Annotated in this window: 16 protein-coding genes and 1 tRNA gene; 8 read left to right on the top strand and 9 right to left on the bottom strand. The window is 31.5% G+C overall.

Features of this window, described 5'->3' with window-relative positions:
* Positions 1-173: 173 nt before the first annotated feature.
* The 4 genes from ACQCX0_RS03735 to ACQCX0_RS03720 form a co-directional block, all read right to left on the bottom strand.
* Positions 174-779 carry a DUF502 domain-containing protein gene (locus tag ACQCX0_RS03735; RefSeq protein ID WP_462562835.1) on the bottom strand — a complete coding sequence of 202 codons (606 nt, stop codon included), beginning with the start codon at positions 777-779 and terminating at the stop codon, positions 174-176.
* A gap of 84 nt (positions 780-863) precedes the next feature.
* The gene (gene rpe, locus ACQCX0_RS03730; RefSeq protein WP_462562834.1) at positions 864-1508 is read right to left on the bottom strand and encodes a ribulose-phosphate 3-epimerase; all 645 of its coding nucleotides are present in this window, start codon (positions 1506-1508) and stop codon (positions 864-866) included.
* Between the two features lies 1 nt (position 1509).
* Positions 1510-3609, bottom strand: coding sequence for a transketolase family protein (locus tag ACQCX0_RS03725; RefSeq protein ID WP_462562833.1), 2100 nt, complete (start codon positions 3607-3609; stop codon positions 1510-1512).
* 476 nt (positions 3610-4085) lie between these two features.
* On the bottom strand, positions 4086-5195 hold the full coding sequence (locus ACQCX0_RS03720; protein WP_462562832.1) for an NAD(P)/FAD-dependent oxidoreductase: 1110 nt from the start codon (positions 5193-5195) through the stop codon (positions 4086-4088).
* A gap of 79 nt (positions 5196-5274) precedes the next feature.
* Between ACQCX0_RS03720 and tsaE the strand changes: the two genes are divergently transcribed.
* The 4 genes from tsaE to ACQCX0_RS03700 are packed head-to-tail and all read left to right on the top strand — an operon-like array spanning position 5275 to position 14084.
* Positions 5275-5826 (top strand): tRNA (adenosine(37)-N6)-threonylcarbamoyltransferase complex ATPase subunit type 1 TsaE, encoded by a 552-nt coding sequence (tsaE, locus tag ACQCX0_RS03715; RefSeq protein ID WP_462562831.1) that lies wholly within the window; start codon positions 5275-5277, stop codon positions 5824-5826.
* Positions 5827-5847: 21 nt separating this feature from the next.
* Positions 5848-10089, top strand: coding sequence for a PD-(D/E)XK nuclease family protein (locus ACQCX0_RS03710; RefSeq protein ID WP_462562830.1), 4242 nt, complete (start codon positions 5848-5850; stop codon positions 10087-10089).
* Positions 10090-10105: 16 nt separating this feature from the next.
* On the top strand, positions 10106-10228 hold the full coding sequence (locus ACQCX0_RS03705; protein WP_462562829.1) for a hypothetical protein: 123 nt from the start codon (positions 10106-10108) through the stop codon (positions 10226-10228).
* Positions 10229-10238: 10 nt separating this feature from the next.
* Positions 10239-14084 (top strand): UvrD-helicase domain-containing protein, encoded by a 3846-nt coding sequence (locus ACQCX0_RS03700; protein ID WP_462562828.1) that lies wholly within the window; start codon positions 10239-10241, stop codon positions 14082-14084.
* Between the two features lie 267 nt (positions 14085-14351).
* Here the strand turns inward: ACQCX0_RS03700 and ACQCX0_RS03695 are convergent, their stop codons facing one another.
* Positions 14352-14570, bottom strand: a complete 219-nt coding sequence (locus ACQCX0_RS03695) for a hypothetical protein (protein WP_462562827.1) — start codon at positions 14568-14570, stop codon at positions 14352-14354.
* A gap of 319 nt (positions 14571-14889) precedes the next feature.
* Here ACQCX0_RS03695 and trxA point away from each other — a divergent pair, with 319 nt between their 5' ends.
* A complete protein-coding gene (gene trxA / locus ACQCX0_RS03690) occupies positions 14890-15225 on the top strand; it encodes a thioredoxin (RefSeq protein WP_462562826.1) in 336 nt (111 codons plus the stop codon).
* 332 nt (positions 15226-15557) lie between these two features.
* On the opposite strand, the gene ACQCX0_RS03685 is transcribed toward trxA, so the two are convergent.
* The gene (locus ACQCX0_RS03685; RefSeq protein ID WP_462562825.1) at positions 15558-16760 is read right to left on the bottom strand and encodes an NAD(P)-dependent malic enzyme; all 1203 of its coding nucleotides are present in this window, start codon (positions 16758-16760) and stop codon (positions 15558-15560) included.
* 329 nt (positions 16761-17089) lie between these two features.
* Between ACQCX0_RS03685 and ACQCX0_RS03680 the strand changes: the two genes are divergently transcribed.
* The 3 genes from ACQCX0_RS03680 (at position 17090) to ACQCX0_RS03670 (ending at position 18394) form a co-directional block, all read left to right on the top strand.
* Positions 17090-17165, top strand: a tRNA-Lys gene (locus ACQCX0_RS03680).
* Between the two features lie 473 nt (positions 17166-17638).
* Complete coding sequence (locus tag ACQCX0_RS03675) at positions 17639-17866, top strand: hypothetical protein (RefSeq protein ID WP_462562824.1); 228 nt, start codon at positions 17639-17641, stop codon at positions 17864-17866.
* A 45-nt stretch (positions 17867-17911) separates the two neighbouring features.
* Positions 17912-18394, top strand: coding sequence for a GNAT family N-acetyltransferase (locus ACQCX0_RS03670; RefSeq protein ID WP_462562823.1), 483 nt, complete (start codon positions 17912-17914; stop codon positions 18392-18394).
* A gap of 735 nt (positions 18395-19129) precedes the next feature.
* Here ACQCX0_RS03670 and ACQCX0_RS03665 read toward each other — a convergent pair.
* The 3 genes from ACQCX0_RS03665 to ACQCX0_RS03655 form a co-directional block, all read right to left on the bottom strand.
* The gene (locus ACQCX0_RS03665) at positions 19130-20392 is read right to left on the bottom strand and encodes an HlyD family type I secretion periplasmic adaptor subunit (RefSeq protein WP_462562822.1); all 1263 of its coding nucleotides are present in this window, start codon (positions 20390-20392) and stop codon (positions 19130-19132) included.
* Positions 20393-20395: 3 nt separating this feature from the next.
* The gene (locus ACQCX0_RS03660; RefSeq protein ID WP_462562821.1) at positions 20396-23230 is read right to left on the bottom strand and encodes an ATP-binding cassette domain-containing protein; all 2835 of its coding nucleotides are present in this window, start codon (positions 23228-23230) and stop codon (positions 20396-20398) included.
* 12 nt (positions 23231-23242) lie between these two features.
* Positions 23243-25020, bottom strand: a 1778-nt coding sequence (locus ACQCX0_RS03655; protein ID WP_462562820.1) for a hypothetical protein, incomplete at its 5' end; no start/stop codon positions are given.

Below are 25020 nucleotides of genomic sequence, written 5' to 3'. Positions count from 1 at the left end.
TGCCTATTTACTTATGTTTTTATAATATTTATAAAAAGTGCAATTTTAAACGGGACAAATTGATTTCTATTTTCATATTTTCCCATGTTTTCCCATATTATTGCGGGTTTTTTAAACGAACTGTAGTAGTAAAATATAGCTATTCTATCCCATTATATCTTGTCTCATTATAATTACACTTCTTCATTAAGCAACCCTCCCGTAATAATTAACTTCATAGCTTTTTCAGGTGGCATATTTAACCAAATTAAATCTTTCTCCGGTACTAATAATAAAAATCCTGATGTGGGATTAGGAGTAGTAGGAATAAAGACTGTTACTACCTTATGTTCGGTTTTTTCCTGAATCTCTCCTCTGGCTGTAGAGGTTACAAAAGCTAAAGTCCAAATACCCAGACGCGGATATTCAATAAGTGCTACTTTCTTAAAGGCTTTAGATTTGTTTGAGAGAATTGTTTCAAAAATTTGTTTGGCAGTATTATATACAGCTTTTACTACTGGTAATTTCATAATTAGGTAATTAGCAGTTTTTATAAAATATCTGCCTAAAAAATTAGCCGTAACAAAACCTATAATTGTAATGGCTAAGAGCGATAAAACTAAACCGCTTCCTGGTGGTACATAAAAAGTTTTACCAAAGGTTGCTAAAATACTTATTAATAAATGATCAAAAAGGTTAATAGTTATTTGCACTATATAAATAGTAATCAGAATTGGTCCAATCACCAAGACTCCTGAAAAAAAGTACATTCTAATTTTACTGAAAAATTTATTATGCATATTATATTATCTCCTACAAATATTTTTAATCTGTTTACTTATAGACTTCAAGATTTTTTACTTCCCCTATAATCTTTAGCTTAATTACCTAAGCAGTGCTATGTTTTTCTTATAATGTTTATCTTTAAAAACCGAACTACCAGCTACTAAAACCTTAGCTCCTGCTTGTTTTACAGCTAAAGCATTAACCTGTGTTATTCCCCCATCTACTTCTATTTCTAAATTAGGATAATTTTTAATTAAAGTTTTAACTCTTGTGATTTTTTCTAATTGCCTCTCAATAAAAGTCTGCCCTCCAAACCCAGGATTTACAGTCATAATTAAGATTAAATCAAGTTTATTTAAAAGATATTTTATAGAATCCTCAGGCGTGGAAGGATTTAAGGCAATTCCTGTTTTTAACCCTAAACTTTTAATTTTGCTTAATAAGCTATCGTGATGCTTGGTTGCCTCATAATGAAAAGTAATGATATTTGCCCCAGCTTCTTGAAAGGCTGTAATATAATTTTCTGGATTATTAACCATTAAGTGTACATCAAATTGTTTTTTAGTATATTTACGAATACTCTTAACAATCTCTGCCCCAAAAGTAAGATTAGGTACAAAATTACCATCCATAATATCAAGATGAATATAATCCTCACTATTTAAAGCATCATCAAGTGCTGTAATTTCTGTGGACAGATTAGCAAAATCCGCAGCTAAAATTGAAGGTGCTATTTTATACATCCTATTTTAGGATCTCCCTAATTTCTTTAGCAATACTCTCTACATTTAAATTAAAATAATCATAAACCGCTTGGGCTTTCCCTGATTTCCCAAAAGCATGTACTCCAAAAAGTTTCGTATCTCCACCTAAGTAAGCCAGATAATCCAGAGAGTTTGCAGCCTCAATTACAATGTTTTTCCGGTTAAAGCCTAAGACCTCTTCTTTATAGGCAGAATCTTGAATATGAAATAAAGTTAGGGACGGCATTGAAATCACTCTACTTTTAATCTGATGCCTAGCTAGTTCTGCTGCAACTTCTAAGGCTAGCTGTACCTCACTACCACTGGCTATGAGGTTAATTGTAGAAGCATCAGTTTCTTGCAAAATATAGCCTCCCCTAGCAGTTTTATTGGTAGTAGTTTTATCGGAGAAAATTGTATTAGAAAATACTGTATTAGAGAAGCCCTTATTAGAAGTTTGTTTATTAATGGCTGTGTTGTTAGCAGTAACATTATTCGTAGTAGAGTTATTACCTTGAAAATTAAAATCGCTTCTCACAAGCGGTAAATTTTGTCTGGAAAAGATTAATGCCACAGGTGTAGTAGTACTTGCCAAAGCAATTAGATAAGCCTCGATAGTTTCAATAGTATCAGCCGGTCTGATTACCAATAAATTCGGAATTAAACGTAGTGATGGCAATTGTTCCACCGGTTCATGGGTGGGTCCGTCTTCTCCTACGGCAATTGAGTCATGGGTAAAAATATAAATTACTCCTAACCTCATTAAACATGCTAATCTAATAGCAGGTCTTAAAAAATCAGAAAAAACTAAGAAAGTACCCCCATAAGGTTTAAATCCTCCATAAGCCGCCAACCCGTTCATAATAGCTCCCATACCGTGTTCTCTGATTCCGTAGTTTATGTAATTACCTTCAAAATCTTCATTCTGAATAGCCTTTGAGTTTTTGGTTAGAGTATTAATAGATTTAGAGAGATCAGCCGCCCCGCCGATTAAATTAGGAAGATAAGCATTTAAAATATTTAATACAGCATTTGAAGACACCCGAGTGGCAACTTCAGATTTATCCTTAATAACTTGAGTGGCTAGTATTGCTAATTCTTCTAAAACTTTAGACGAATTAGGTTCCTCATACATAAAATTTAATAGTTCGTTTTTAAATTTAGATTTTTGTAGAGTTTCCTGCCATTTCGTATAATATCTTTGATTTTTTTCTTTAGTTTTTTCCCACTCTATTTGTACTTTTTTGGGAATTTCCCAATCTTTTGCAATCCACTTAAGATTCTTTTTTAATCCCTCTATCTCAGCTCTCCCTAAAGGAGTACCGTGGGCAGAAGATTTTCCCTCCTGAGTAGGAGTCCCAAAAGCAATTTTAGTTTTAGCAGCTATAAAGATCGGAGCATCCGAAGTTTTAGCTTTTTGCAAAGCTGTACTAATTTCCTGCTGATTATGCCCGTCAATCTCCATAACATTAAAACCGCATGCTTTAAATCTTAAGCATTGATCCTCTGAAGTAGATAAACTAGTGGAACCATCAATGGTAATTGAGTTATTATCCCAAATAACAATTAATTTATTCATGTTTAAATGCCCGGCTAAAGCAAGTGCTTCATAGCTAATACCTTCCATTAAACAACCATCACCCACTAATACATAAGTATAATGATTTATTAATCCTTTATATTTTTTATTTAGAATTTTCTCTGCAATTGCCATACCTACAGCATTGGCAACCCCATGCCCTAAGGGACCTGTGGTAATTTCTATCCCAGCTTTTTTATCAAATTCCGGATGCCCACTGGTAATTGAGTTGATTTGTCTGAAATTTTTTAAAGAATCCAAAGTTACTTCCGCATACCCTACTGAGTGTAGTAAGGCATATAAAAGCATACAACCATGCCCTACGGATAGCACAAAACGGTCTCTATTTAGCCATAAAGGGTCATTTGGATTAAAGACCAGGAAATCTTTAAATAAAATAGTTGCTAAATCCGCACAACCCAAAGGCATACCCGGATGTCCAGATTTGGCTTGTTCTACCCCCAATACCGAGAGCATTCTGATTGAATTAGCCATTTGAGTAATTATATTATCTTCTTGCATAGGAATACTTTTAATAAATGAATAACTTTTAACAATTTTATTATACTAAAACTTATTACATAACTCAAGATATTAACTATCTATTGTTATAAGGTTAGTAAAAGTTTAATTATTTATTGTATAATCATTTATTAATTTTTAGCTCTATTTATATCAGTGTTGCTATCTTTTTCTAATTGATTTATTTTCTGCATGAATGCATTAACTTTTTTCATATACAGAATTATATACTCAATATGGAAATTATTCCAAAATAATTTATTATTTACCTCAATAACTAAGTTATTATATAATATATTTGTATGATAAATCTTTTTATAGTTTTGTTAGAAGCCTTGCTAAAGAATAAAGAACGCTGTATTTAGGTTAGGCAGGGGTGTAGTGAGGGGTAGTTTGGTGTAATCCGGTACGGTCAATTACCCTTTTAGCAGAGAAATTGGGTAAAAACACAAAAGTCTACCAAAAAGTAGGTATAACTATTTATCCTGCTTAGCAGTTGAGTGCACAAAATGGAATTTTTTATCAGGGAAAACATACTTCCAAGCGGCATGCAAAGCATAGGCACTCTCAGAGAAACCAACCATAATTAATTTTAATTTATACTCATACTGTGCAATATCTCCCACTGCAAAAATACCTGGAATATTAGTTTCATAAGAACTATTTACCTCAATTGAACTATGCATTTTATTAATTGTAAAACCCCAATTCTCAAGCCCACCTAAATGTCTAGCTAAACCGAAGAAAGCTAAAAAACAATCTGCCTCCAATACTTTTTGCTCCCCAGCTAATGAGGCTATTTCTATCCCTATAAGGGTATTATTCTCCACTACTAATTCTTTTGGCATATAAGGAATAACCAACTCAACTTTGCTAGTATCTGTTGCCAGTTCTCTTAGTTTAGTAATAGATGCTGGGGCTGCCCGAAAGTTATCTCTTCTATGTACAACATAGACTTTTTTAGCAATATCAGCTAGAATTATCGCCCAATCCACTGCTGAATCTCCTCCTCCTGCTATAACTATATTTTGATTCTGAAAACTTTTAGGATCTTTTACCATATAAAATACTGATTTATTCTCAAATAATTCAATACCCTTCATAGGAGGTCTGTTAGGACCAAACGCTCCTGCTCCTGCAGCAATTAAAATCACCTTTGCCTCTATAATATTCCCAAGCGATGTGTTTACTCTAAAGCCCTGTTCTGTTTTCTGCATCCCTTCTGTTATTTGATTTAAGAGATATAATGGTTTGTATCCGTTAGCCTGAACTATTAAATTTTCTACTAAATTTTTTGCTAAAACTTTAGGAAAACCTGGAATATCATAAATATATTTCTCAGGATACAAAGCACTAAGTTGCCCTCCGATTTCTTCTAAGGCATCTACAATAATGCTCTGCATCCCTAAAAGACCGGCTTGATATGCACTGAATAAACCAACCGGTCCTGCACCGATAATTAAAACATCAGAGGTATAAGTTTTAGTATTATTTAAAGGGTTAGTACTATTCAGGATTTTAGAATTATCTTGGGTTTTGGTATTATTAAACACCTGAGTGTCTGGTATTTTTATATTATTTTGCATCTTATTAATTACCTATTTAAGAAATTATTTATTTTTGCTATAATGGCATTATATCGGAAAAATATCAAAAATAAAAATTATGTTTCATAAACAATTAAAAATTTCTAACTTACATGACTTAAATACTTTGGCTACGGCTTTAGCTAAAGTATTTATAACCCCTCCTCTAAGTTCTGTTGTAATTAAACTTAACGGGGATTTAGGAGTTGGCAAAACTGCTTTTAGCAAATTTTTAATAGCAAAGCTTTGCTTTACAGATACCTCTGCAGATTATGATAAAATTATTAGTCCTACTTTTAATATAATTAGCCCTTATTCTACTAATCTAGGGCTAGAACTTTGGCATATGGATTTTTACAGACTAAAGACTTTTGCAGAACTAAGTGAATTGGGAATTGATGAAGCAATCTTTACTAAAATTTGTATAATTGAATGGGCTAATAAATTTCCGCAACTAAGCTCTGTAGGAATAACCTTGGATTTTAATTTTTCACCTATTTCCCCCGAAATTAGGGTAATTAATATTACTACTGAGGAATCATTTTTAATTACAAAATTAGAAGCAATTCTTACTAATTTTGTAATTAGTAATGATATAAAGTTTAATAAATATGAATCCTTAAAATCATAGTAAAGTGTGCAGTAACAGGCTATGTCTAACTTTTTTAATATTCCTTTTAATTATTCTCCTCTAAATACTGTTGCCTCTTTATTCCTAGAAGATCACCAAAATTTAGACCCCATAGAAATAAGTCGCAGTATAGTAATCCTCCCCAATAGAAAGTTAATCCATATCTTCTCCCAAGCCTTATTACAACAGGCACCCACAGCTACTCTAATGTTGCCGAAAATTATAGCAATTAATGATTTAGAGCAACTTTTAGGAACTTCTCTATTACTCAATTCTGCTGTATCTCCTGCTTTTTTGGTAGAAAATTATCAAGCTTTGTTAAAACCAGGCATTACAACATTACATAGAAGTTTTATCTTAGCACGCTTAATTATGCAAAAAGATATTGAAACTCCATTAAATAAAGCTATGTTTTTAGGGGAAACTCTAGGGGATTTAATTGATACTTTTACCATGGAGAATATAAATGCCTCCGCCTTAGAAACACTAAATGAGAGCCATTTAGCTAACCATTGGCAGGATTTATTAGGTTTTATTAAAATAGCAACTTTGCATTTTCCGAAGATTCTTGAAGAATTACAACTCTTAGATGTTGCAGAAAAACAAGTGTTAGTCTTGCAAACCCTAACTAAGCACCTACTCTTCCTCCGTAGCAAGTATAGGGAGAAACCGTCACAAACTCCAAAATTTTTAGAAAAAGATTTAAGATCCAAAAATTTTCAGGAGGAGGAGATTTCTAATCACAATTTTCCTAGTATTTATGCCGTAGGTATTAATTTACCTTATTTAAATATAGCAAAACTCTTAAATAGCATTGCCTCTTTCCCCAACTCTACGGTTATCTTCTTTGGTATAGATTTTAATTTAGAGGAAGATCTTTGGCAAAAATTACCGATTAGCCATCCGCAATATAGCTTAGCTAAATTACTAAATTATATGAGGCTTAAACGTAGTTCTTTACAAAATTTAGCAGATACTAAATATTATCCTACGTTGTTTGCTACTAATAAGGCTTCTGCTAATAAATATTTACTAAGTACTACTAATCATAGAGAATTACTAATACAAAGCATTTTTAATCCCGTTAAAATTAAGGATAATAACACTACAGCTTGGGATAATCTTGGAAATAATGATATGCCTGAGGTTGCTAATAAAATTAATACTATAGGACTATCTACATGTAGAGCTATTGATAAAGAACTAAATCGGGCTGTGAATATACCTAGAGATATATCAGAAAATACGATTAGTGACACTTCAATTGGAGATACGTTGTTAAGTACTCATATCAATAGTTTAGGGAATAAAACTAAAGAAAGAGGGTTATCAAGAGACGAAGTAAGTAAGGCTATTGCTAATATTTCTTTGGTAGTTACTAAAAGTTTAGAGGAAGAGTCCAAGGTTATTGCTTTAGCTTTAAGGGAAACCCTTAGTATAAAAAATAAAACCGCAGCCCTAGTTACCCAAAATACAACCCTTTCCAAAGCGGTAATTGCCCAATTAAAACGCTGGAATATTACCATAGATGATACTGCTGGTATTCCTTTGTTACATACAAGTTGCGGTAACTTTTGCAGTTTAGTCCTAAAATTATTTGAGAATAACTTTGCTCCAATAGACTTATTAAGCGTACTTAAACATCCCTTAGCACGCTTTGGCTATCAAAGAACCGAAATTTTACATAAAACTCAACTACTAGATTATTACCTGCTGAGAGAACCTATTCCAGGAGGAAAACCACAAGAACTAAGAAAACAAGCAGTGACGGATATAAAACAAGAAGAAGGAAGAGAAATAAGCTGGGAAGATATCGATGAAGAAGGTGGGACGAGAAGTAAGAAAAATACCGTAGGAGAAAAATTAGGAATAGAAGGCAAAAGATATAAGAGAAATGGAGGAGAAAATAAGAGTTTTATTGAAGATTTTACAGGAAACTTTTACGGGAACTTTTCCTGGGACACTAGAGAAAATTTTAACCGAGGTGGTAAAGGAGAAGCTAGGGAAGAGCTTAAAAGAGCAATTACTATAGAAGATAAGGGAGGCTTTACTAGTATTTATTTAGCTCTTGATAACTATCAACATAGTTATCATAGCAACCCGAAAATTTATACAGAATTAAAAGAATTTTTGGAGATTCTAGAGACTTACACCAAAGATTTTTATACTTTATTAAACAGTAAAGCTCAACCTCTTTCTTTATTTTTAGAAAAACATATTACCCTATTAGAAAACATAACCTTAGAAAAAGAAATATCAGAAAACACTACATCCTCTGTGCTAAACCCCCTAAGTAATACTCCACATATAACTACTCCTCTGCCTGATATTGCAATCAGTCCTATCCTTAACTTTACCACTGATAATATTACCTATGATATTGTAACTAATACTCTTAAAAATTCCTCTCTAACCTTTGGTAAGTTATCTACTGCTCCTATCGGCATTATACCGCAAGCTATTCCTATCTTAGGAGAGAATAAAACAGAGATTAGAGAAGCAAGTAATAAAATAATTGAGGATGAGATAAGGACAAAAACTCGGACAAACTTTATAGGAGACAATAAAGCAGAAAATGAGGGAAGAATTGAGAAAAAACTTACAAGAAAAGAAGAGACAGATAGTAGGAAAGAATACCTACCAGAACAAAAACTTAAGACATATATTAGGGAGAAAATCGGAGAAAAGATTGAAGAAAGCACAGGGGTAATCATTGAGGACAACCCCGAGTCAGAACTAAGTGCTCTACCTAAGCATAGTACCAAGAAGATCCATATCTTTAACGGAGAAGCAGGGCAACTATTAGCAACAACTTTGCAAAATATTCTCCAACATAGCAAGGTCTTAGGAGCTATTTCCTTAGAAGAATATCGCTTCTTTTTAGAAGATATTTTACTAAAACAATCCTTTAGAACTGCTTATAATAAACATAAAAGATTATATATTTATGGCTCCCTTCAAGCCACCCTAATTCATCATGATTTAATGATTATCGGTAATCTTAATGAGGGAAGTTTCCCCTCCTTACCTGCCCCTTCTCCTTGGATGAGCAATCTTATGCAACAAAATCTCGGGCTTGACACCAAAGAATTACAGGTTGGTACTAATGCTTATCTTTTCTCACATATTTTATGTAGTTCAGAGGTACTTCTAAGTAGATCTGAAAAAATTGATGGTAGCCCCACTACCCCCTCACGTTGGCTCTTAAAGTTAGAGAATTTTTTAAGAGCCTACAATCTAGAATTCAATCCTACTAAAAATCTTTATCTTAATAAACTCCAGTATTTATTAGATGCCGAAGTTAGAACTCTACCTGCTCAAAAACCAAGTTTTTTAGTAAAAGAGAAAGTGTTTACACCTACTATTTCTGCTACTAAAATTGAAAAATTGCTTAAGAATCCTTATTTTTATTATCTTAGTGATATTTTAAAACTTAAACCTCTAAAAAGTATTAATGAGCCCTTAGCTAAGAATTATTACGGAACTATTGCTCATGCCGTACTAGAGAGTTTTTTAGCAGAATACAAGCTTAATCCTCAAATTATTACTTATAAGGAACACCTCATTGAGGAAAAACTTCATAGTATAATAATTAAAAACCTCAATTATTTCATTAATATTATGGATGTTCTGGTTTTTTGGGTACCCAACCTACTCTATACCCTTAGACTTTTTGTAAAAGAATTACAAAGCAAGTGCTCTGCAATTCAAAATATTTATTTAGAAGAAAAAGCTTCTTTAGAGTTAAATAATTTAACAATTAGCGGGGTTGCAGATAGAATTGATAGTTATGATAATCAGTATGCTTTCACAATTATTGACTACAAAACCACAAGCGTACAAATTTCTAGTAAAAAAATAGAACTTTATAATAAACAGCTAATTATTTTAGCATCCCTCTTACTTAGGGGGGCTTTTAATACTATTAACATTAATAACCTTAATAGTAAGGATTACACTATCAAAAGCCTAGAATATTGGTATCTTCCTAATACTTTTGATAAAAACATTAAAATTAAAAATATTTTAACTATGTTAAAAGTAGATAAGGTGAGTGAGTTTATTCATCAGGAATTTGAAAGTATTCTCAAAACGCTAAGTAATTATAATAAAGAAAATGTACTTTATAGCTGTTCAAATGACCTTAAAGATTGTCCTGTAGAATATTTACACTTAATTCGGGCACAACAGTGGGAACACTTATTTATTCATGAAAACTTAGACCTCCACGAAGAAAATGAGGAAGAAACTAATTATAGGTAAGGAGAATGTTAGAGGGATGACTTGGGATAATCCAGTACGAACAGTTACCCTTTTAGCAGAGGAATTGGGTAAAGAAACAGAAATCTGCCTTAAGGGGAGAAGTTACTTTAAGAGAAAAATGCAGGGGTTAAAGAGGTAGGAGGTTTATTATGAATCCGAATATTAGACAAAAAATAGCAGCAGATCCTACCACTTCCGTATGGGTAAGTGCTTCTGCTGGTACCGGTAAAACCAAAGTATTAACCGATAGGGTACTGCGTTTATTGCTAGAGGGGGCAATTCCGCAAAAAATTCTTTGCTTAACTTTTACCAAAGCCGCAGCAAAGGAAATGTCTTTACGAATTAATGAAACCTTAAGTTTGTGGAGTTTTATACCCGAAGAACAATTAATTAAGCAACTACAAACTTTAATGGATGAAAGAATCAGTGAGAAGATTCTCCTAAGGGCACGTACTCTTTTTAGCACTATTTTAGATTTATTGGCAGGGTTAAACATCCAAACAATTCATGGATTTTGTCAAAGTATTTTACAAAGATTTCCCCTTGAAGCTAATCTTAAGCCTAACTTTAGTATTATTGATGAGAAAAAAACCTCTTTATTGCAAAATAAAGTAATAGAAGAGGTTCTAATGCAAAATATGATAAATTCTAAAGATAATCAGAATCTTAGAGCTATTTTGCACATCATTGTAGAGCATATTCCCACAACTACTAATTTTAAAGATAATATTGCTAATATTTTAAAATTTCCTGAATTATTGCATCAGATTACCAGAAACCATTCCTCAAACCAGGATCTTAAGACGGCTATCTATAATTTTTTAGAAGCTAATCTTAATAAAACTTCTTTAGAATTACGCCTTGTTGCCTGCAGTAATCAAAGTTTTAATTATGCAAATTTTCTAAAAATTGCTGAATTACTAAAAACTAAAGAAATTCAGCAAAAATGTTTGGATGCTCAATTAATCTTTACTTGGCTAAACTTATCACCTCTAGAGAGACAAAAAACTACTAATTTTAGCAAATGGCAAGCTATATTTTTCACCGATAACTTTAGCATCCGTAAAAACTTTTTCACAAATAGTACCTTAAAACTTTTAGATGATGCTGAAATAACTTTACTTAACACTACTTTTAATCAGGAAATTACCAGATTAAAAGCCTTAGATCTTGCTTATAAAAATCAGGTATCTGCTGAACTCAATTATGCTTTTATGTACATGGCAAAATTAATCTATCAAAAATATAATCTTGAGAAATCTAAATTTGCTTATTTAGATTTTAACGACTTAATTATTAAAACCTATAATCTTTTTACCAAAAGTTCCGACATTATGCCTTGGGTTCTTTATAAATTAGACGGAGGTATTGAACATATTTTAGTAGATGAAGCACAGGACACTAACCCATTACAATGGGAAATTATTAAAGTTTTAGCCTTAGAATTTTTTAGCGGAATGAGTAGTAATGACACCAACCGTACTATTTTTATAGTAGGTGATATTAAACAATCAATTTATCGTTTCCAAGGAGCTAACCCTCTGATTTTTAATGAGATTAAAAACTTTTTTGAAGAAAAAATTACTCAAGCCCAAAAGCAATGGAAGGAAGTACATTTAAATGTTTCTTTTAGATCATCAAATGCGATTTTAAAACAGGTAAACGCATTAACTGCAGGTTTATTTTCCCCTACTCTTCCTAATAATAAAATCTATGCTTCTGAGGATTTAGTGCATCATCCCTTCTTTGAAGATAAACCAGGTCATATTGAGATTTGGCCAGAAGTTTTAGATATATCTAACAAAAAAGCTTCTCGCTATCTTAATTTAAGTATTGCCATTGCTAATAAAATAGAGGAACTATTACAAGATAAGACGAAAAATTTTAAGAGCGGTGATATTATGCTACTTTATAAAAAGCGTGAAAATAATAAAATTATTAACCTAGTAGTAAAACAGTTAAAAGAAAAAAATATTGATGTCTCTGGGGTTGATAAACTAACTATTAATGAGCATATTGCAGTTATGGATTTACTAGCTTTGGCAAAATTTCTTTTACAAACCAAAGATGATTTAAATCTAGCTTGTGTTTTAAAAGGTCCGCTTTTTAATTTTACTGAGGAGGAACTTTTTGAGCTGAGTTATAAACGTAATAGTAGTTTATTTCAAAACTTACAGCGACACAGCCATAATAACTCTAACTATCAAACAGCTCTCTTTTACTTAACCAAATGGCTAAATTTAGTAGATTTTAATCCTCCTTTTACATTGTTTGCAGAAATTCTCTATGTAGATCAAGGCTTAAAAAAGCTGATTGCCTGCTTAGGGCATGAAGCAATGGATCCTATTTCGGAATTTATGAATTTAGCTCTTAATTTTGAACCCTACTCTTCTTATTCTTTGGAGAGTTTTATAGATAGCATTAATAAGAGTAAAACCACTGTAAAAAGGGATATAGACCAAAGCCAAAATATGGTAAAACTCCTAACTGTTCATGCTGCTAAAGGACTTGAATCACGTGTAGTTTTTTTAATAGCTGATAACAATCAAGGCTTTTCTAAAAAATCTCTACTAAAAGTAGAAGGCAAATCTCCCATGCTTTTTTTAATTCCTACTAAACAATATTTTTCTCCCATTCTAAAAAATCTTGCTGAGGAAGAAAAACTAGCAGATGAAGAAGAGAGTAAAAGACTTTTATATGTAGCACTAAGTAGAGCTAAAGAATATTTCTTTTTTTGTTCTTCTGCAAAAAATCAAAATATTCCTGAGAAATCTTGGCTGGCTTTACTTAAAAATAATCTTAACAATGATTTTAAAAAAGCTAGTAACCCCTCATTTTTTAAGAAAGAATTAGGTTTTATTGAAGAAACTTATTATTATATTACATACCCTAGCCCCCAAGAAAATATTGCACTAGAGACTACTCTCCACAATATAGAAAAAATAAATACTATTCAAAACAATCCTCAAAAAGTTTACCCCTCTCTTGATAACCCTATTACTATTAAGGAACATAACTTCACAAAACAACCCTCCCTCTTTAGCAATTTGAGTAATCAGGGGAGTACCGATTTAACTAATACTATAAAAAGTAATACAATAAGTAACCATATTACAGCAAAGAGTGCACTTGATATAAGTAGTACGGCTAGTACCGAGAGGGAGGCTTCTATCGAGGCAAATAATACTGAGATACAAGCTAGAGATAAGATTAGGAATATTGAGCGGAAAAGTGTATTGGAAAGTACCATAGGGAGTGAGTTAGGGAGTTCATTTAGGAGTTCTACGAGGAGAAATGTAGTAGAGAATGTTGAAACTAATATTGTATCCGGAAATAAGGCAATAAAAGATGAAATAACGCTTAATATTAGGAGTAGTAAAACCGGAAATGATGTGTCCCCTTCTAAGGATTCTACTTTTGAAATACCTAACTGGTTTAGAGAAATACCCCTAAGAGAATTAGAGCATTTACCGCTATTACCCAGTCAATTACTACAATTTCCTAATACTACTTCTTCAGTACTTAATCTTGAGAGTGCTTTATTAATTAATAAAGGGATTATTGCTCACAAATTACTAGAAGTGCTTCCTAAACTACCTGTAGAGAATTGGAATTCTTATATTGATAATTTGTTAGAAAATTATACTAACTTAATAGATATGAACAATCTTAGTGAATTAAAAAGTAATATCCTTAGAGTTATAAGTACTCCTAATTTAGCATTGCTTTTTACTAAGGAATCTTTCTCTGAGGTTTCTGTCTCAGGAATTATTGATAATAACACAGTTATAGCCAGAATTGATCGTTTAATTTTTTTAAATGAGGAAATTTTAATTATAGATTATAAGTATCAAGAAACTCCACAGATAATACAAGCACATTATTTAGCACAAATTAGAATCTATAAGCAATTAATACAACAGTTATATCCTAAGAAAACCATTAAAACAGCAATTCTCTTTATTAAAAGTTGTACTTTGGTAGATATAATTTAATAACTATTTTTGTAGAAAACTCTGTGTTTTTAACGGATTACCCTACTAGGGGAGTGACACTTATTTTCTGGTATTCTACTGTTTCAATTTTTGCCACTTTACAACAACTCTACGGGCGTTGCTCCAAACTACTACTATTTATACAATATTTGGGGTCTATCGCAATAATACTACAACATTCCGTGTATCTTTGGAATAAAAGGTCTTAACACACAAAATCTGACTAAAAACTAGGATTTTATTTAGCTATCAAAACAGTATTATTATTTATTTTTGATTATTGATACTCTTAACATTATTTGCAAATAATTTTGAGTTCCTAGCTTGCTTTATATTATTAACACTAGCATTCAAATCTTGGTCTTGCTGTTTTTGTAACTCTGCCATAGCTTTTTTAGTTTTTAACTCTTGCTCTGATTTACCGGTGTTTTTGGTTCCTTGATTGCTTCCGTTTTGGTTATTTCCCTGTTTTCTTACCCTGCTCATGTTTTTTCTTTCTTAAATTAACTTAATTATCTACTAAAAGTTACACCCTAAAAATAAAATAATAAATTACACCCTTGAGTACTAATTAAGACTAAATAAACCATAATTATGCAAAGAACCAATTACATACCCAAAAAATTAATTGCAAAAGTAGCAAGTAATAAGCGTACTCTCTACACCAAACAGAACAACTACTTAAATACATAGAGTCTTTCTAAAAGGCAACAATTTAGAAACAAAACTGCAAAAGCTCCTTGTGGAATTCTAGAAAAGTATTATATTATTAGTAATAGCATATATTTTCAAGGAATAAAAAATCATGACAGAAACTATTAAAAAAATTACCGATGCTGGTTTTGATAAAGTAGTTGAGAGTTCAACCACCCAACCGGTTTTAATTGATTTTTGGGCAACTTGGTGCGGGCCCTGTATAGCAATGGCATCTACCCTAGAAACATTAGCTCAGGATTTAGAAGGAAAACTTAGCATTGTTAAACTAAATGTAGATGAAAATCCTATAGCCGTCGCTCACCAAAAGATCCGGAGTATTCCTACCATAGTGCTATATAAAAATAAAGAAGTACTTGCTACTTGTATCGGCTTAAAATCTAAGGAAGATTTACTGACTTGGTTAGAAGAACACGGTATTAAGTAGAACTAGGCACCTTAATACTTCTATCTTTTGATAGACATTGTGCGGATAGACTCCTATTATATAATACACCGAGTGTTCTATAGTATTGTTGATAAACTTCTGAACAATGTACAGGTAATAGTACTGTAGAGCAACCGCCCGTAGTGTTATTGTAAGGTGTAAAATGTTGAGGAGAGGTATTTAAAATAAGGTGTACTCCTTACCTTTAGATAGGTCAACTACACCCCGATTAAGTAAGATCTGTAAAATATTACATCCCCAAGCAGAGTGAGAACGGTAAAGACACAGTATCCTGCTAAAGAGCAATGTTCTTTAGGTAGATGTTAATTAAGTTATTTTTTAGCAACACCGGTTTTAATTGCTGCCTCTTTTACATATCTAGCTACTTTTGCTACTACTCTTTTATCAAAAGGTAACGGAATAATATAATCAGCTCTTAATTCCTCAGTACTAATTACACTGGCAATTGCCTCGATGGCTGCTAGTTTCATTTCTTCATTAATTTGGACAGCCTTGGCATCAAGTGCTCCTCTAAAAATTCCCGGGAAAGCTAACATATTATTAATTTGATTAGGATAATCAGAACGCCCGGTTCCTATAATTAAAGCTCCTCCTGCAACCGCAACTTCTGGCATAATTTCAGGACTAGGATTTGCCATAGCAAAAATAAAAGCATTCTTATTCATAGAACTTACCATTTCCTGAGTAAGTAAATTAGCTACCGATACCCCAATAAACACATCTGATTCTTTTAAGATTGAGCTTAAAGAACCTCTAGCATCTACAGAGTTATAGTCTTTACTTTTACAAATAAGACTTAAAAGGTCTTGTTCTACCGCATCATATTTTGTAGCCTTAGGGTTATTAACATGTAATACCCCTCTTTTATTATAAGCTAAAACATTCTGAACTCCGATTTTTTTTAAGAGTTTTATTATTGAACTACCAGCAGCTCCAGTACCAACTACCACCACCCTAAGTGTTGAAATTTCTTTATTAGTAAAACGACAAGCATTTAATAAAGCTGCGGCTACTACAATTGCCGTACCGTGTTGGTCATCATGAAAAACTGGGATACTCATCTCTGCTTTAAGTCTGGTTTCTATTTCCACACAACGTGGGGCAGAAATATCTTCTAAATTAATACCTCCTAGTGATGGTTCCAAACTTTTACAAATCAGGATAATTTCTTCTACATTTTTAGTATTTAAACACAAAGGGAAAGAATCAATATTAGCTAATTTTTTAAATAAAATTGACTTACCCTCCATAACAGGCAAAGCTGCTTCCGGTCCGATATCTCCTAAGCCTAATACTGCACTGCCGTCAGTGATAACGGCTACCATATTACCTTTAGAAGTATAACGATATACTTCTTTCTTATTTTTAGCAATCTCTCTGCAGGGTTGTGCTACCCCGGGAGTATAGGCTAAACTAAGTTCTTCTGTATTACTAATGGGAACTTTTGAGTTAATTTCTAACTTTCCTTGAAATTTCTCATGAAAAATTAATGACTTTTGATACACATCCTCCATTATTGCTCCTACTACTTTACTAAGTTAATTATCTACTTTATAATCAGGGATTACTTAGTTATGTTAACCAATTATCTTTTATTACGACAGGTAATATTACCACATAACTATAAGAATTGTTAGTGAAAACTTAGAAAATTTTTATTAATAATCATACTACGATATTTAGAAAACTAAGCTTTTTCTTAAAAATACATTGTATTGTAACAAAATCTTAGGAATATAAGACTATAAATTATTCTCTGAAACCAAAAAAAGTGCTTGTATTTTCTTAATATTATAAGTATTATACTTTAGTTATATTCTTTATAATTGTAATGTAGCTTTGTGGGTACTTAGCTCAGTCGGTAGAGCACCTGACTTTTAATCAGGTTGTCGATGGTTCGATCCCATCAGTACCCACCACCTTCCGTTATAATTGACTTCAGATAATAGTATCACAGTACAACTTCTATAGTCCATACACTAAGCTCCTTATACCTTAAATTTCTCCTACTAATCATCAACTTAACCTCTATTCCCGGCATCATATCCGGTATCTTAGCCTTCTTGATCTATTGTGAGTAATTGTTCACACTACTGTTATAAATTAATAAGGGGTTAGTGTTGCAGTAGAACTAGTTCTAACACTATTTTTTTAGTGCTACTGTGCTATTTTTAGTTGTTTACTTGGCGGGGTAAAGTGAGAATTATCTACCTCAAGCAAAACAACTAAACTACAGAGACACAAAAATCTGCCTTTAAAACCAAAGATTATTAGATAGTGGTATTAGTAGGTGTTATTTTTAGGGAAGACTTATTTTTATTGCAGATCTTCTAATTAACTTGTATTATTACTAATATTACAGAATTTTTTTAACTTAGGATAAGTTTGAAGGTTGCAAAAATTACGTATTAATCTTCATAGTTTAAATTTTATACTAATAGCAACTCTATCTTTAGCTATTATTTCTAATTTATACAAATATCAAGATATACCTTTTCATCTTTTTATTAGTAACATATTAGTAGTATGCTTTTTAGTACTGAGTATTTTATCCCTACTGGCTTTTAGTAAACTCTTATTAAAATTAGCCTTCAATATTTTAATCTTTTTAAAATATTAGATTCTTATTTTGTAAAATTTTTGCTTTCTTTTTTCAAAAAGGAAAGTGTCAAAGAAAAAAGAAGATTTTTTAGAGGAGTTTATTATGCAGTTAGTTGTTAAAGATTTTTTAGATTTATCGCTTCATGAATTATACGAAATTTCTAAATTACGTCACGAAGTTTTTGTTTTAGAGCAGCAATGTCTGTATGAAGATTTAGATGATAAAGATTTAGATTCGATTCATATTTTTTATAAAGATAATAATCATATAATAGCTTATCTAAGAATAATACCTGCTCATATTTCTTCATTTAAAACTACTTCTTTCGGTAGAGTATGTGTAAAATTAACTCATCGTAAACATAAACTGGGTCGAGGTTTGTTAACTACCGCTTTAGATTACATCACCCAAAAGAATCTTAGTACTCCTATTACCATCGGTGCCCAAGCATACCTAAGAGATTTTTATGCTTCTTTCGGTTTTAAGGTAATTTCAGAAATTTATCTTGACATTGGGATAGAGCATATTAAAATGCAAAAAAATTAGCAAGTTGTGAACATACTATTAAATTTTTCTGATATTCTTGATTTAGGAATTATTAATTCAGCCTTTACAGTACTTAATTTGTATGTAGCTTGTATAATCTCATTACTTTCTACTTTTTTAAACCCCTACTTTTCCATTAACAATACGGAATGATGCTTAAAAGCTTGCAATTCTTGCAAATTATAAGGTTAATTCCCAGATTATTAAAATTAGGATAAAATTTATTTGTTATTTATAGTCACTTGCCTTCTGCAGATTTAGAGATATCAAAAAATCTATTTTATAAGACGGTAATAGCATATTTTACCTATGCTTTATATATTTTTTCATTTTGAAATACATTATATAAGATCTAACATGCAATATTTATATAATTATGATATTGCATCAAACTTTCTTACCAATTACAAACTCTAAATAACTTTACTCTCATAAAAAAATCTTAAAAGATAAGTTTCAGGTATAATTTGCCTGTTATACATTGTTGCTTATGGATTGCCGGTTATGAATTATCTAGTGAGAGTTAAGGAATTAAGTAATTGAGGTTTTAATTACAATTACAGCTACTAGTGCTACAGCTAAGTTGTGAGAGGTGTTGAGAGATGAGAAAATCTAGAAAAATCCTAGTAGTTAGGAGTTTCTGGAAACAGTAAATTTGTATTCCATACACCAAGCAAAGAAGTAAGATAAAGACACAAAGATCTACTCAAAAAATAATGTTGATTAATTAAGGAGTTAAGGCTCTATTAGGGAACTATCTAAAACTTTGAGAATTGGTTTTAGAAAATAAGTTAAAATGGTACGTTCCCCTACCACAATATTAACTTCTGCTACCATACCAGGATAAAGCGGTCTGTTGCCTCCTAAACTACCCATAGCCGCCTCAATTTTTAACAAATAATAAGGAGCACGAGTCCCTTCATCTAGAAACGTATCCGCACTTACGTCTAAGATTGTGCCAATAATTCCGCCGTGAATTGCCGAATCATAAGCTGTTACCTTAATATTGGCTTTTAAGCCGGGCCACACCCTACCTCTATCTTCAGGTCTAATTCTAGCTTCAACCATTAGAGTATCATTAGTAGGAATAATCTCTGCAATTGTATCACCAGATTTTACAACACCACCAACCGTACTAAGTGCTAAACTTTTTACCAAACCATCTACCGGGGAAACCACTTCTGTACGCATTACCCTATCTAAATTAGCACTAATTTGCTCTTTGAGTTTTTCTATATCTAAGAGGGTTACGGATAACTCGGTTTGTACTTCTACTAAATATTTACTTTTAGATTCTTCTACCCTAGCCTGTGCTTCGGCAATTTCTTTCCCTACCGTATTCATTTTATTCTGAATATCTTCGAGTTCAGTTAACACATTTTGTAATTTTAATTTAGTTTCAATTAATTCTTTTTCAGATCCAGCTCCTCTTTTTACCAAGCGTTCTAAAATTTGGGATTGTTGTTCAGCATATTGATACTGCAACGTTAGATTTTTTTCTTTAGCTCTGTATTCTTTTAATAAGAATCTTTTCTGCTCGGTTTGTTGCGTTAATACTTCTACTGTATTAATTAAATTACTCTTTCTCTGCTGGAAAAGCTTATTTTCATTTTCTATAATATTAGGATACCTCTGGGCAACTTCAGCAGGAAACTGTATGCTTTCAGCCCCAGATAATTCTGCCCTTAATCTTGCCTCTGTAGCATTTTTAGCATATAAGTTTACTTGTAATTCCCCTAAATTGGAAATTGCAAATTCATTTCTAATTTTGTAAATAATCTGCCCTTTTTTAATAGCATCACCTTCTTTTACCAAAATATCAGAAATAATACCACCCTCTAAGTGCTGTACTCTTTTGATTTGTCCCGAAGGCACTACTTTACCCATGCCTCTTACGAATTCACCTATTTCCATTAGAGAGATCCATAACACAAATACTATAAAAAATAGAAATATAGGAAATACTACTACTTGATAATTTAATTTACTAAGATTCATCAATTACTCTTTATTTATATTCTGATTTTTCAACAGCATTTCCATTACTTTTTCTTTACTGTCATCTATTACTACTCTACCCTGTTCAATTACAATAACCCTATCTACTAAAGATAATTGTGAGGCTTTATGGGTTATTAAAACAAATGTTTTATCTTTAATATAGTTTTTAGTATTTTCCATAAATACTGCCTCTAGGGTTGTATCCATACCATTTGTAGGCTCATCCATAATAATAATAGGCGGATTGTTAATGATAGCCCTAGCCAACCCGATAATTTGTTGCTGCCCACCTGAAATATTTCTACCTTGTTCCATAATTATCATATCATCTCCCTTAGCAGATAAAGAGGTAACTAAAGAAACTCCGGCAATCTCACAGGCTTGCTGATATTGTTGTTCTGATACAGTCCCCCCTAACATAATGTTTTCCTTAACAGTTCCCTGAAAGAAAAAAGATTTTTGAGGTAAATAACCTACATTTGCCCGCAGTTCATTAATATGAATGGCATTTATATCTAAATTATCTATTAGTATCTGCCCTTTATTGATAAAATCAAGCCCTAATAATAATCTAGTAACTGTACTTTTTCCGGCTCCGGTTCTTCCTATAATTCCTACTTTTTCTTTAGCCTTAATTTCAAAGCTACAATTATTCAGAATAGGAGCTTTCATCCCCGGATAAAAGAAGATTGCCTCTTTAAATTTAATATGTCCTTTAAGAGGACCTTTCTGTGAGTAATTATTCTCTCCTACATCCTCAACCGGATGAGACATGATTTTTTCTAAACTTCTAAGAGTATTATTAATAGAGCGATATCTAACTACCAACCCTGCAAAATTTACTACAGGAGCCATAATTTTACTGGCTATGGTACTGGCGGCAATTAAACCCCCTGAAGTCATGACATCATCAATTACTTCTAATACCCCTACTATTACCACCCCGATATATACTATATTCATAATAAAAATAGAAAAGTTACTGGCAATACTTACCCAAAGATTATACACAAAACTAGTTCTGTAGCTTTTATCAATTACTCTTTGCCACAGTGAGAGTTTTCTTCCACAGGCATTAAAGGTTTTGATAGTCTCAAGCCCGCTAACTGCTTCTGTTAACAGGGAATGTCTTTGCTTCTCCTCATGCATCATTTTCATATGAGTATTCTGCAAAGGTACCTGAAATAAAATATTAGCCACAAAAATAATGATTGAGGCAACAAACGGTATTAATGCCACCCAAGGAGAAATAAACATTAATACTACCAAAAACATGACTAAAAATGGCATATCAATTAACGCCGGTATAAACTTACCAAAATAAAAATCTCGAACCATTTGTAATTCTTTAAATAATGATTGCTTTGCTCCGTCACTCATGGTAATTCCGGGAGATTTAGCATTAATAAGTTTATAGAGCATTTCATTATCTACTTCCTGCCCGATATTTATAGAAATATAATCAGCAATATAGCTTTTAATCACTTTAAAAACAAAGTCAAAAATATAGACTAAAAATACTCCGAAAGCTAAAACCAGTAGTGTTGAGAATGCCTTATTGGGGATCACCCGATCATAGACATTCATAGAGAAAAATGGATAAATAATCCCAAAAATATTAATTAGAAATGCTAAAATTACAATTTCTAAAAAGAAATGTTTAAATTTAGAAATAGATTTAAACAAAAATCCAGTACGTTTAATAAACGAACCTACACTTAAATCCTCTTCATAAAAAAAGATTGCATAACCTGTATAATCATTGATAATTTCCTTAGGATTATATCCTTCTTCTTTATCCGTTCTAGGATTATAGATAGTTTTCTCATCCATAAAAACTAAAGAAGCAGACAACGGCATTAATAAAATACACGGACCAACTTTAACATCTAAAATATTTATTCTTCTTACTTCACTAATTAAACCGCACCGCTTGGCTGCCTCAGCAATTACTTTTGTATCTACAATCCCATCCTCCATAGGAATGTTAGTGTAAATACTCTCTTTAGCAACTTTCTTTTGAAAAATAGTTAAGATTTTATTAAAAGATTTTTTTAAGTATATACTATTTTCTTGTTTTTGTTGCTTAAATACCTCTGTGGGATCAACATCCGGCTCATTAACTCCCATTTTCTTTAAATCAAGCTTAGCAAGAGGTTGAACCATCTCAGTATGTTCTTCTTTGTTATGTAGCGGAGCATTTTTTATAGCAATATTTTCCCTTAAATCATCTGTTGCCTGCACAGGATTTTCAGTAAGTAGGGTTTTTTCCTGAGTTTGATTAAACTCTGTTGATGGACTAAACGTTTTAGTAGAAGTTAGTTTGGTATTAATTTCTTCCTTAAGAATTTTTTTCTCAAAAATATCTTTATTAGTCTTGATTATTGTATTCCCAACGGCTTTACTTTTTGTACTAATTGGATCTGTATTATTGGTGTCTACGCGGATTCTTTTACTAGGATTTGTACTATGGGTGACACCGTGATCTTTATTATGAGGATCCATATCTTGAGGGAATTCTTGAGTAGACAAAGGATCTCTAAAAAAATCCTCCGGAGAATCCGTAGGTAAGGAATCTTTAAGTATTACAGATTTCTGCGAGGAGACAGCTGTTTTATCTTTTGTTTCAGCTTTTTCTTTATTATCTCTTACTGCAGTTTGTACTTGTTTCTGCTCTGATTCTTTTTCTAATTCTTGCTCTAACTTTTGCTCTAAGGGTGGAATTTTTCCTTTAATTATATAATTACTGGATTCTTTATTATTTTCAGCCGATTTATTTTTAGGGATGTCTTTATCTTTATTATCTTTCGGATTATTTTCTATATCATCAGACAAATTCTATTCTCCCTATTTCATTAAATTTAGAAAAAAGCTATCTTGAGATTCTAAGCTATTCTCTGTATCGGTGGTGCCAGTATCGGATTTAGTTGCAGTATCTTTGGTTGCAGTATCTTTAGTCATAAATTGGTTGTCAGTTTTCTTATTATGCAATTTATCGTTAATTTCTTTTTTTAAATATTCTAATCTATGAAAAAGTTCAACTTCTATTTCTTTTTTCTTATGCTCCATATCTGAGTTTAGAGTACTTTTTAATTCTTCAGAGAAAGTATGATTATTTACACTAGCCTGTTTATTCAATAAATAAATGTCTTGTAATAAATTATTAGTTTTAGGTAATTCGGTATTAACGATTCTTTGAATTAAAGCCTTATCAAATGCTACTACATCTTTAGCTATTACATCTTGATTATCTTTAAGAGCTTTAAGCTTATTAATCATATTAGAAACTAACTCATTAGATTTAACCTGATTATTTTGAGATGTATCACTTAATAATTGTAAATTAGTAGAGACATCTTTAGAAATCTTCATTAGATTATCTTGTTTAAGGTCTAAACTATTCATTTTAGCTTGAATTTTATTTACATCCTCTTTAAAAATTTTATCTATTTTAGTAACATCTAGTTTATTGATATCAAGATGAATTGTTTCATATGCATTTTGAAGAGTATCTTGTTTAGTTTTAATTTCCCGTACAAGCTCCAGCAATTCTATTACTTCTGGGGTGATCTCAGGATTACTATTAGAAATTTTATAATTTAAATCATAAACTAAATCTAGAATTATTTGATACTTGTTATCAAAATCTATTAATTTATCTAAAATATCATATAATAAAAGTCCATCTTGCTTGCCATTAGAATTAATAGCATTTTGCAATTTATTATTGATATCCTGAGTAATGGCAATTACATCATCATGTTTTGTTAATAAGTCTAAGGAATGAAAGATTAACTCTTTAACTCCGGGAAACTCATTAATTTCATATAGAAATTCTTCTTTAAAATTTTGCATTGCTTGTAAGACATCACTTGAGGTATTATGTATATTATTATTGATATTGAACAGAACTTCTGCTAAGTTATTTTGAACTTTTTCTACATTTTTAATCTTACTTAAAAGTTCCTCAGCCTTTGCATTATTTCTATTTTGATTATTACTGTTTTGCTCAACTTTTGAGAAGTGTTGTTTGCTTAAATCTTCTTGCCAACTTTGTTTATAAAGATTAAGATTATTAGAAAAATTTTTAATCTCGGTTAGCAAACTTTGCAAAATCTGGTTCTGCTCTAATTTATTATCCCTATGTTCAGTATTACTAATAGCATGATTAGTAGTATTATGAGTAGCATTGTTAGGGGGATAATTAGCATTATTAGCACTAATTAAATTTTTAATAGCCTCTAATTCTTTATATAATTCCTGTTTCTCTCCATAACTTTTAAAATCTCCCACTAGATTTTCTAATAAAAGATTATTCTTAATACTAACTGTATTAAGATTATTGTTGAGCAGTTTATCTTCCAAACTTTTTAAGCCATTACTAAGATAGGCATATAAATTATTATGCGTTGTATCAGGATTTCTTGGCTCATTATAAACTTCAGTTTTTTGAGGTTTAATTACACCTGTTGCTGAATTAGTTGCTGCTGAAACTGCCAAATGTGCTGTATTAACTATTTTATTTTCAGCTTCTATTTTATTTAGTTGCGAGGTAATTTTTTCCAACATTAATTCTATTTTAGAATCAATTTTAGTACTGATTAAATCTAAATCACTTTTTTCAG

The organism is Candidatus Hepatincolaceae symbiont of Strigamia maritima, assembly GCF_055505085.1.
Note: the sequence above shows the minus strand (reverse complement) of the source record. Positions and strands in the feature narration are given on the sequence as shown.